3 protein-coding genes are annotated in these 12529 nt (G+C 43.6%); all 3 read right to left on the bottom strand.

Going from position 1 to position 12529, the window contains the following annotated elements:
* Positions 1–47: 47 nt before the first annotated feature.
* The 3 genes from ORQ98_RS15260 to ORQ98_RS15250 all read right to left on the bottom strand — a co-directional run bounded on the left by ORQ98_RS15260 (position 48) and on the right by ORQ98_RS15250 (position 12426).
* Positions 48–734, bottom strand: a complete 687-nt coding sequence (locus tag ORQ98_RS15260) for a DUF2927 domain-containing protein (protein WP_274689669.1) — start codon at positions 732–734, stop codon at positions 48–50.
* A gap of 88 nt (positions 735–822) precedes the next feature.
* Complete coding sequence (locus ORQ98_RS15255) at positions 823–3165, bottom strand: retention module-containing protein (RefSeq protein WP_274689668.1); 2343 nt, start codon at positions 3163–3165, stop codon at positions 823–825.
* A gap of 324 nt (positions 3166–3489) precedes the next feature.
* Complete coding sequence (locus tag ORQ98_RS15250) at positions 3490–12426, bottom strand: retention module-containing protein (RefSeq protein ID WP_274689667.1); 8937 nt, start codon at positions 12424–12426, stop codon at positions 3490–3492.
* Positions 12427–12529 lie beyond the last annotated feature (103 nt).

Genomic DNA, 12529 nt, shown 5'->3' with positions numbered 1-12529 from the left:
ACATTATTTATTAGCAAGGTAACAACAAAGGTGCAAAGTATATCAAACTATTTTTTTGTATTAGTCAGCAAGTGCTGAATAATTTCTTCTACTACTCCTTTACTTTGCTCCCACCCCATACCTGGCTTTAATTTATCATTATAAAGCACTTTCAATAATGTTTTATCCAACGGCGTCAACTCATCAAAGACGCTTTCGTCATTAAATACAGTAGGAAATAGTTGATCATCATCGTTGGTTAATCCCATTATTTGTGCCATTTCTTCTGCAACACAGCCTGGCAAGCGAGCAACGGCTCGCGCTGTATCAGGTGGAATATAAATAGCAGCCTCCTGAATCACCCAATCCAGCCGAGACACTTTAATTTGAAAAAAACACAAGCTTTTTGCTGCCACATTCAATAGCGGCACGCCACTACCATTTTCAACAATTACATTGGGAATCTTCGTTGAGTGAGCAAAAACGATAACTACATTTGCTTCACTTTTTTCTTTAGTTATTGTTACCGGGTGTCCGGTAATCTCTGCCAGCTCTTCAGCTTGAGCCGTCACAAGCTGAAGCTGTATATCCTTAAATCCAACGCGACTATCAATATAAATTTTGACTGGGCTTTGCCATTTTCGCAACGGTACACCTTGGGCCGGGTACTCTGAATAAAAAGCAGTACGATGAAATGCAGAGACCAAATAGTCTACGTTTTGCCATGCATTTATATCATCAGCATTACATTTCATGCTCAATAAAAAGTAAAGCCCACAATAGCTAACTATTGCAGGCTTAAGCAAACACAGAAAATATGGCCAGCAATTAAAACGACATACTTCACTGGTCAATGATTAGTGTCCCATCGGTTATCATATTTTGAAGAATTGATTGTGAATCAGGAGTACTGTATTGATCAAACAAGTCGACATTATCCAGCACCACTTTCTGCACAGCTTGGTTATCACCCATCGGGCTTACCTCAATTGTAGTAGACTTGCCATCAAAGTTTATTGCTAAATAGTCATCTATTGTATTTACATTTTCACCTTCAAGCAGGTCTTTCAGGTTAAGAACATCTTCGTCCTTATTAAAGTCAGTTATGTGATCTTCTATAGGGTTGGCAACCGTTCCACTCACAGCTGCATCTTTATTCCAGATAAATTGATCAGCACCATCGTTGCCAGTCAGGCTATCATTGCCAGCACTTGCAAAAATAATGTCATCACCAACACCCCCAAGAATTACATCATGACCCTGTGTACCAACAACTGTTGCACCAGAGGCAACTGCATCTTTACCATTTACTTCAATATTAATTACTTGCAGTGTTGCTGCTGTAGAACCATTTTTCTCACTACTTGCCGCTTGCACTACCAAACGAAAATCTTTATCACCACTATAATGTTGGGTATCTAAGAATAAGTCTTTTAGCTCTGCTTGCTTAAGTGTCCAGCTACCATCGTTATTATTGGTTCCAGCTGATAGCTCAACATCTGTAGGCACCTGACTGATAATGACATCGCCTAATGCTTCAGAGTCATCAGTCACAGCGACTTTAATATCCAGAGAAATTGTTGAGTCATGCAGCTCAACATTTCTGACACTTTGTTTATTGTTAGAACCACCTGTACTTGCAGTAAAACCAAACCAGGCTTCGGTACTCCCACCCAAGTCCTTGTTGACGATATCTCGTACTATTGAGTCGGTTGTCACTTTCCCTGTTGTTTGGTTAGTAAATTTATAGGTTATACGTTGCTCACTAGCATTCCAGGTTATTTGAACATCATGCCACTTACCATCTTCAATATTGTCTAGCGGCTGACGAGAGGTAAGCTCTTTATCATGTTTTACATATCCTCCATTTACAAAAGCAGCATGATCCTCATCATGGTCAGTCTTATTTTTCCAAGTATCAAATTCCACCCCAAAGCTGTTGTCCAACCCTTCAAATCCTAGCCCACCACCTGACTTGCCTACTGCATTAATGCCTTTCTCATTACTCTGCAAAACAAACACAATACCGTCAGCACCAGTGCTATCTTTGTTACCAAAGTTCAGCTGGAAATTTAGGGTAAAGTCTTTGGCTAAATCGATTTTATCTTCACTCCAGGCTGTCCCATGCTTATTATTTTCTTCGGCTGTCAGCTGGATAGAGCCATCCGGATTCTTGACTGTGTCTTTATGCTCCTTAAACTCCTGAGTATTAACCCTAACAGAAAGGGTTGGCGCATCTGCAACAGCAATGACATCAATTGTCGCCTTGGCTTCAGCAGAGTAAGTGGTTGAAGTAACTGTGAACCCAAGCTCTACATTATCTGCTGCATAGTTTTTGTTGGGGATGAATGTCCATGTGCCATCACCATTGTCCACCAACACCCCCACAGTAGGGTTTGTTAATGTCAGATCAGTTACACTAAAGCTGTCACCATCAGGGTCTTTAGCATTTGCTAGCAAATCTGCTGGTTTGATAATAATACTGCTGTCTTCATTGATGGCAGGCAGCTCTACATTATCAACAGTAGGGGGTATAGGCTGTGTACTAGGGTCTGTAGTGCCAGGGCCAGTTGTTGGGGGTGTACTAGGGTCTGTAGTAGAAGGTTTGCCAGTAGTGTTTGAAGGAGTTGAAGTCAATGCGCCACTCGCTTCACTACTCTTCATTATTTCAGAGGCAGTATCAGTGAGCGTGCTTTCCTCATTATCGCTCTCAGCCGCAACATCACCCGTACCAAACCCTGCTTTTGCAATAGTCTCATGGCCATCTCTAGCCATTTCCACCATGTAACTTCCTTCATCACTGTCTGATGAAGCTTGCTGTATACCTGCAGCAGTTGTTGTGGTTACTTGAGAAGGATCAGCGCCAGCCTGAATAGCATGATGAATAGTACTCAAGTCTGTGACGGTCTCACTGATTTCCACTGAATCTTGCCGAGCAGGGATAACGTCATCCGCTAGTAGCGTTTGATCATTTGGCCCCATATTCAAGCTTGAACCATCGGTAAACTCAACCAGCATCTCTCCTGACTTACTGACTACTTTATCCCCAGAATAAACAGAGTCGCCTATCTGCAAAGCTCTTTCTGCGCCTGTTGACGAAACTGCTATAGATTGCCCCGTCAGTTTTTTTACAAAACCTACAGGGTTTTGGTCGATATTTACTTGTAGTTTCGTCTGCTCAGCCACAACACTTCCTTAATTAAATAGTCAATTAAAAGAAAAATGTGCTTTTTATAGAAAAAAGAAATCAGTCACAATTGTACAAGGGTACGAGTCGCACAAATTCAACAAAAAAGAAATAATTTTATAAATATTCGGCTTTTTTATTGATACTTCTCAGCCAGACAAAAGAAAGCAAAAAAGAAAAACAAACCGGACGTTCTAACTAAAAAATAAATATTTTTAGCAAAACAACTAACCTTGACTCGTTTAGGAAGCATTTTGAGGAAACAATTTATTTAGGACACAAAAAAGCCGGCATTGAGCCGGCTTTCAGTTTCTTATGACCTGCTATTGGTCAATAACAAGGGTTCCCTCTTGAATCATATTTAGGATGATGTCGTGTGAAGACCCACCCCCATATTGAGTGGATAAGTCAACATTATCCAAGACAATTTTTTGGTAAACCTGCCCATCACCATTAGGGCTTACATCAATTGTTGTAGAGCCACCACTAAAGTTTAAGGTTAAGAAGTTATCAATATTCTGCGCATTTTCACCTGCTAACAGGTCTTTAACATTGAGAATATCCTTATGAGCTTCAAAGTCAGTTACATGGTCAACTTGAGGGTTATTTGGGTCTGGTGCAACTGTTACTACCCCTTCATTAGTCAGTGCTCCTGAATCATCTCGATGCCAAATAAACTGGTCTGCACCTTCACCACCAGTTAACGTATCATGACCGAAGCCACCACTAATAAAGTCGATTCCATCACCACCTGTTAGAACATTAGCGCTAGTATCTCCATCCACATACTGCGGACTTCCTACTTGCTCAGGCAACGAGAGAATATCAACATGAATTGTTTCAGTAGCCTGAGTGCTATGACCTGTACTTGGCTCAGTAGCTGTTGCTGTGAAGGTAAGGTCAATATCGGTTTTATGACCTGGAGGTGGTGTAAGACTTAAGTTACTTAATGTCCAGTTACTAATGTCAAGCTGGCCTCCACTGAAGACCTCAGAATTCACACCATCACTAATAACTGTGCTAATTGGCATCCCACTTAAGCTATAAGTGACTTGCTCACTTGGATCGACAGCTGTAACCGTAATATCTGGCAGCTTAATTGTAGTGTCTTCATACCCTGTTGCACTACCTCCCCTCGTTTCGGTGAGTTGTACATCATCCAAGAATCCACCTCGGCCACCCGATCTTGGGTCTCCAGCAGTCCTGAATTCTAGTCTCGCACTCGTGCCATCCCCCGCTAGCGTATAGTTGTATTGATGCCAAGAATTAGTAGCATTTGGGTCCGATCCGCCATCCTGTGCAATCGTATCAATCAGCTTACCATCCCACCAAACTTCTATTTTAGTTGTGTCTTCGTCATAACCTGGTCTGGGTGAGTAGTAAAAACTTAATTCATATTTCGCGCCGGCTTCAGTATTAATATCGCGATAAATATTTAATGCATCAGGAAATTGATTTGTTGGGTCATCATTCAACTCAATAAAGTGCGTTCCACTGTTTGCAGTGTAAAAATCACCGCTCCAACCACGAACTTCAATTTTGCTGTTACTAGCAGTTAACCAACCATCAACCGTATCAACAAATGAAGCTTGCCCAGCTGCAACGCCAGTTGCTCCTTCAAAACTAGAAGTAAAAACACTGGTCTGCTGTTCTGTTGCAATATCAATTACCGGCTGATCAGCCTGCGCTGCAATATTAAAGTTTATCGTATGGGCATTACTGGTATCACTACCATCACTTACCTGGTAATCAAAGCTGGCAAAATTATCACCGCTGGCATTACTATCTGCACGGAAACTTAAATTACTAATATCACCCGCACTAATTATCTGTCCCGCTGTTACAGGAGTACCGTTAAACAGCAAGGTGCCATTGGCAGGTAAGCTAGTAATGGTAATTGAACTTAATGCATCTCCCTGCTCATCAAAATAATTACCTTTACTCGCATCAGTAAAGTCAGACTGACTAAAGGTATAAGTGGTGAATTCATCGGATGAGTCACCATCTGTTGTGACCTGCTCATTCAAGTCGATAGTAAAATCACTCGCTGTTGGCACATCTGCGACTGGTAATACAGTGACAGTAATAGTCTGCGAATTAGCGGCCTGATCATTATTCAACTGCTCAATTGATGTTGCTTTAAAGTTGAGATCAAAAGTGCCATTAAAATTAGCGGGTGGTTTTATTGATAAATTACTCAGGTTCCAGCCAATACTCACATCAACTGTAGTATTACCTGCTGTTGCGGTAAATTTATTAGTGCCATCAGTTAACTCAGCGCCCACTGGAATATTTTCCAGGGCCATTACCAATGATTCAGAACCATCTACATCCACTAAAGCAGCATTTAAATCAACCAGCTCAATATAAGTGTCTTCGTAACCCGTGTTGCCTGTTACCGTGTAATAATCCATTCCTGATGGGTTATCCACATACACTAACCCGCCATCATCCACAGCATTTTCAGCATCAGTTAGGGTTTGATAAGTAAAGGCTTGTGAAAGAGGTTCCAGTGCTTGACCTTGAAGCCCTAACAATAGATCCAGGTTATGAATACTGCCCTGGTCATAATAATCCAGGTTAAATGAATAGACACCACTATTATCGATGGTAAAAGTGCTATCAATACGCGTACTTGCAAAGCCCTCACGGGTAAGTACATTTTCGCCACCAATATCGATAGAAATACCATCGTCATGTAACGCACTGATTGTATATGTACCCGCTTCAAGGTAAATAAACCCTTTCAGATTAATCACCCCATGGGTTGTATCACCAGGATCTGTACTAAGAGAAGCCGCATCTTGTTTTAAAAACTGTTGTAGCGAATTGCCTGTGCCTAAGCTGTCAATGCCACCCGTATAATTAACCGATGTCGAAACAAAAGTAGCATCAGGGCTGTTGTTTGCTACAACGCCAGGAACATCTGTCAGTTTAAAAGCAAGAGTGGGATCCTCAACACCGTAGTACTCACCCAATAAGCCATTACCTGGCCCCATTGATGGATCACCAATATTTAGATTAGGTATATCTGCATCTGGGATGATATCAAGCATAGCGTTGCCGTTCGTAGTTAACGCTCCATCAGAAACGGTAAAGCTAAACGGAACATCATCACCTGAATAGTGAGTTGTGGGAGTAAAAGTCCAAGTGCCATTGCCATTGTCAACCAGTGAGCCATATTGAGGATCTACTGAAAGACTGGTAACAGATAATGTATCCCCATCTGGGTCAGATGAGTTTGCCAGTAAATCAGACTGATTAATAACTAAAACATTATCCTCAATCACTTGTGATAACTCGATATCACCCACAATTGGAGGCTCATTCAAATTGGTAAAACTCACCCCCACATTACTAGTATCTGTTAAGCCACCTTCATCAGTGACAGTTACGGTATAGCTAGGTGGGTTTTCACTGCCATTGTGGACAAACTGTATTTCATTATTAGTGACTTGGGCCTGAGTAAAGCTGGTTACCACCGAACCATCACTCACCAACTGAAACTGGCCATTTTGTATATTACTAACAGTAAATACCAAGTCAGGGTCATTGGTTTCAGGGTCTGTGGCCGCCAAGTTAGAAGAATTCAACACCACTGTTTGCCCTTCAGTGATATCCAGGGTATTAGCAGTAATCACCGGCGGTTCATTCAATGCGGTGAAATTCACTGCTACAGAGCCCATATCAGTGAGGCCACCTTCGTCTGTAACGGTGACGTCGTAGCTAGGTGGGTTTTCGCTACCATCATGGACAAACTGAATCTCACCATTAGCCACTTGAGCTTGAGTAAAACTGGTTACCAGCAAACCTGTGCTTACTAATTGGAACTGACCATTTTGCACATTGCTTACAGTAAACTGTAGAGCTGGGTCATTGGTTTCTGGGTCTGTAGCTGCCAGGTTGGCAGAGCCCAACACCACCGTTTGCCCTTCATTGATATCTAAAGTGTTAGCAGTAATTTTCGGTGGCTCATTAACATTGGTTATGTTAATCGTGAGCTGTTGTGTTGATTGGTTTCCTGCACTATCACTGACAACAACATTAAGCGAGTCGGTATGTATACCACTTTCATAGTCCAGTAAACCATTAGCTGCTGCTGTATCAGCTCCAGCCTGAGTTAAGCTGACTTCACCTGAGTTTGGATCAATAGCAAAGAAGCCATTTGAGCTGGTTAAGGCACCGCCTTGGAAACTATAAGTCACATTGGTGACATCAGCTGCTGCCACAGAACCTACCACTGTACCTGCTGGGCTATTTTCTTCGATTGAAAAGTTGTCAGGTGATGTAATGGAAGGTGCGCTGATATCAATCGTCAGTGGTTGGTCTGTATCAGCTTTATTACCTGCCGAATCAGTCGCCGTAGCAGTAATGTTATGGGGCCCTTCTGGCAAGTTTGTTGCTGTGTGGTCAATACTCCAGTTACCATTTTGGTCTACAACAGCTGTGCCAATTAATACATTATCAATAAAGACATCAACATTATTGGCTGCATTATCAGTAGTACCTGAAATCACTAGGGTTTGGTCATTAGTGACAAAATCTGCAGGGGTGCCACTATCATCAGTAATGGCCGTGATTGATACCGCCGGTGGTGTCAGATCAATAGTCAACGGCTGATCAGTTGTACCTGTATTACCTGCAACATCTGTTGTCGAAGCCGTAATATTATGAGGCCCTTCTGGCAAACTAGTCGCCGTATGATCAATACTCCAATTACCACTGGCATCAGTAGGTGTAGTGCCAATAGAAGTGCCATCAATGAAGACTTCTACGGTACTGTTTGGGTTGTTCGACGTACCTGAAATTACCAGGGTTTGATCGTTAGTAATAAAGTCAGCTGGGGTGCCCGAGTCATCCGTAATTGCTGTGATATCAACGACAGGTGCCGTAACATCGATAGTTAATGGCTGGGCTGTCGTCTCCTGTTGGCCTGAAGGATCTGTAGTAGTAGCAGTAATATTATGGGGCCCTTCTGGCAACGTAGTCGCGGTATGATCAATGCTCCAATTACCATTCGGATCAACTACTGCACTACCTATGGAAACTCCATCAATAAAGACTTCCACCGTATTTGCTGGATTATCAGTCGTACCAGAAATCACCAGGTTTTGATCATTAGTAATAAAGTCAGCAGGCGTACCCGTATCATCCGTAATCGCTGTAATAGAAATTGCTGGTGGTGTTAAGTCAATTGTTAATGCTTGACTTGCTGTAGCTGGGTTTCCTGTCGTATCAACCGTTGTTGCCGTTATGCTATAGGCACCTTCTGGCAAAGTTGTTGCGGTATGATCAATACTCCATGCTCCACTGGCATCAGTGGGCACGGTTCCTATCGAGTTACCATCAATAAAGACTTCTACCGTGTTATTAGGATTATTGGAAGTGCCTGAAATCACCAACGTTTGATCTGTCGTCACAAAGTCAGTGGGGTTACCTGTATCATCAGTGATACCCGTAATAGCAATAGCCGGGGCCGTAACGTCAATGGTTAATGGCTGGTCAGCATCTGTTTTATTACCCGCTGGATCAGTACTGGTAGCCGTAATGTTATGCGGCCCTTCTGGCAGCGTAGTCGCGGTATGATCAATGCTCCAGTTGCCGTTGGGATCAACCACCGCATTACCAATCGATACCCCATCAATAAACACTTCGACGGTATTTGCAGGGTTATCTGTCGTACCTGAAATGACCAGGTTCTGATCATTGGTAATAAAGTCAGCAGGCGTACCCGAGTCATCTGTAATCGCTGTGATAGCAACAGCTGGCGCCGTAACATCAATAGTCAAAGGCTGCGCTGTATTAGCAATATTGCCCGCAGTATCGATTGTAGTAGCGGTAATATTATGCGGCCCTTCGGGCAAACTAGTCGCCGTATGATCAATGCTCCAGTTACCAGTAGCATCAGTGGGCACGGTGCCAATTGAGCCACCATCAATAAACACTTCTACTGTGCTATTGGGGTTATTCGACGTACCCGAAATCACCAGGGTTTGGTCATTGGTAATGAAGTCAGTAGGGTTGCCAGAGTCATCAGTGATGCCTGTGATATCTATAGTTGGTGCAGTCACATCAATGGTTAATGGCTGAGCGGTATTAGCCACATTGCCAGCTGTATCGACAGTGGTAGCGGTAATATTGTGAGCCCCTTCTGGTAAGGTCGTTGGCGTATGGTCAATGTTCCAGTTACCAGTAGCATCCGTGGGTACTGTGCCAATTGAAGTGCCATCAATAAACACTTCTACCGTACTATTGGGGTTGTTAGACGTGCCCGAAATAACCAACGTTTGGTCATTGGTAATAAAGTCTGCGGGGTTACCCGTATCATCGGTAATCCCAGTAATAGCAATTGTAGGGGCTGTAACATCAATAGTTAATGGCTGAGCTGCCGTCTCTTGCTGGCCTGATGGATCTGTGCTGGTAGCGGTAATATTATGCGGCCCTTCTGGCAATGTAGTCGCGGTATGATCAATACTCCAGTTGCCGTTGGGATCAACCACCGCATTACCAATGGAAACCCCATCAATAAAGACTTCCACCGTATTTGCTGGATTATCAGTCGTACCAGAAATCACTAGGTTTTGATCACTGGTTATAAAGTCAGCAGGATTGCCCGTATCATCCGTAATGGTTGTGATTGAAATAGCTGGTGGCGTTAAGTCAATGGTTAACGGCTGGTTAGCAGTAGCTGGGTTACCAGCAACATCTGTTGTTGTTGCCGTAATGTTATAAGAGCCTTCTGGTAAGGTAGTCGCGGTATGATCAATGCTCCATGCTCCACTGGCATCAGTGGGTACGGTTCCTATCGAGTTACCATCAATAAAGACTTCTACCGTACTATTGGGGTTATTGGAAGTACCTGAAATCACCAACGTTTGATCCGTGGTTACAAAGTCAGTGGGGTTACCTGTGTCATCAGTGATACCCGTAATAGCAATAGCCGGGGCTGTAACGTCAATGGTTAATGGCTGGTCAGCATCTGTTTTATTACCCGCTGGATCAGTACTGGTAGCCGTAATGTTATGCGGCCCTTCTGGCAGCGTAGTCGCGGTATGATCAATGCTCCAGTTGCCGTTGGGATCAACCACCGCATTACCAATCGATACCCCATCAATAAACACTTCGACGGTATTTGCAGGGTTATCTGTCGTACCTGAAATGACCAGGTTCTGATCATTGGTAATAAAGTCAGCAGGCGTACCCGAGTCATCTGTAATCGCTGTGATCACTACTGCTGGTGGAGTTAAATCAATAGTCAGAGGCTGAGCTGTGGTTACCGTATTACCCGCAGTATCTGTAGTAGATGCAGTAATATTGTGTGGCCCTTCTGGCAATTGTGTTGGAGTATGGTCAATGCTCCAGGCACCATTCCCATCAGTAGGGACGGTTCCTATCGAGTTACCATCAATAAACACTTCGACTGTACTGTTTGGGTTATCAGAAGTACCTGAAATTACCAAGGTTTGGTCATTGGTAATAAAGTCAGAGGGGTTACCTGAGTCATCAGTAATCCCTGTGATATCAATAGCTGGTGCAGTAACATCAATAGTAACCGGCTGGGTTGTTGTCGCCTGATTACCTGCTGGGTCGGTGCTGGTCGCTGTTACCGTATGGGGTCCCTCAGGTAGCTGAGTAGCGGTATGATCAATACTCCAGTTGCCGTTGGGATCAACTTGTACAGTTCCAATAGGTGTACCATCAATTTGCACTTCTACCGTGCTATTCGGTTCTGAAGTACCTGAAATAACCAGGGTTTGGTCATTAGTAATAAAGTCAGTGGGATTACCAGAGTCATCCGTTATTTGGGTAATCGCTACAGCAGGTGGTGTGACATCAATTGTGATAGGAAGCTCTGTCGATGTCGCTGTATTACCAGACTGATCGGTCACTGTTGCAGTAATAGTATGTGGACCTTCTGGTATGTTGGTAGCGGTATGATCTATGGTCCAGTTGCCATTTGGATCGCTAGGTACCGTACCAATTGAGGTGCCATCTATAAATACCTCAACTGTGCTATTAGGCTCTGCTGTCCCACTAATTTCAAGGGTTTGGTCTGTGGTAATGTGATCAGTCGGGTTACCTGTGTCATCAGTAATCGCTGTCACCGCTACGTTCGGCTGCAGGGTAATAGCTGTAGTCGCTGTAGCTGTATTATTGTGTGGGTCTGTTCCAACCGCTTGAACCGTGATATTCCCTGACTGTAATGGAGTAAGATCAACCTCATTGCCTGTTAGTGACCATTTTCCATTGGGGTCAGTAGTAACTAGCTTACTAACCACTTCGCCATTTGCTTCATCAATAAAACTGACAACTACTTTGGTATTAGGCTCAGACGTACCAGAAACCAATACATCTGTTTGTTCAGCAGCATCAACAACATTGTCGACTTCGATGGGGCCGTCGATAGTGATGAATGTTGAGGTGTCGGTAATACTGACAGGTGCTTGGGTTGGGGGTGAGGTATTGCCGTTTTCATCGGTAGTTGTACCGGTGGCAGTAATTACTCGACCAACAGGAAGAGGGTCTGTAGGTGTTACTTTCCAGAAACCATCAGGGCCTGCTTTGGTGGTTAATACTTGGTTGCCCACTAACAGGGTTACCGTACTATTTGGGGTTGCTGTACCTGTAATATCCGGTGTTGCATCATCGGTTGGCCCAACTGGGTTAATCACCAAAAACGGTGCTGATGGGCCTAATCTGGCTGCAGCAATTTCTGCTGAAACACTGGCCGCAACATCTCCTACTTCTCGCTCAATGGCCGCACCGGTTAATCCTGCTGGCCCGGTGGTATCAAACCCAGCATCAGCTATGGTTTCATGAGCATCCCGATCGAGCACCATGCCCGCCTCAGCACCTTCACTGTGATCGATAGTCGCTGCTGCTTGTCGCCCAGATGTACCAGCCGCGGTAGCATCGGCTACTTGAGTAGGGTCGGCTCCTGCTTGTAATGCTTGTTGAATAGCGGAAACATCTGTAGCCGCTTCTTCTGCGTCGGCTACTTCATGTTTTTCAGGAATAACATCTTCATCTAACACCGTTGAATCTTCAGGCCCCATATCCATAGAAGAGCCATCCGTAAACTCAACCAGAATAACCCCTGATTTATTTATTATTTTTTCAAATGGATAAACAGGATCACCTACACTTAGTTCGCGTGTAGCGCCTGTCGATGAAACGGCTACTGCTTCACCTGTTAGTTTTTTAACAAATCCAATTGGGTCTGGTGTTATATTTGTTAAATCATCCTTTTCATTTGCCATTAGTCGTCTCCGCTACTACAGGATAAAAAACCTGTGTAATTTTTAGGCTAATAACAAATATGTCACAATAGTACATAGGTACTAGTCACATAAATTTAACTAC

Source organism: Spartinivicinus poritis (assembly GCF_028858535.1).
Classification (GTDB): Bacteria; Pseudomonadota; Gammaproteobacteria; order Pseudomonadales; family Zooshikellaceae; genus Spartinivicinus; species Spartinivicinus poritis.
The sequence above is the reverse complement of the archived record's forward strand: the minus strand, read 5'-3'. Positions and strand labels throughout refer to the sequence as shown.

Bases quoted from the DNA above. Each gene is read 5' to 3' on its own strand.
- ORQ98_RS15260 (WP_274689669.1), bottom strand. From the start codon at position 734: ATGAAATGTAATGCTGATGATATAAATGCATGGCAAAACGTAGACTAT.
- ORQ98_RS15250 (WP_274689667.1), bottom strand. From the start codon at position 12,426: ATGGCAAATGAAAAGGATGATTTAACAAATATAACACCAGACCCAATT.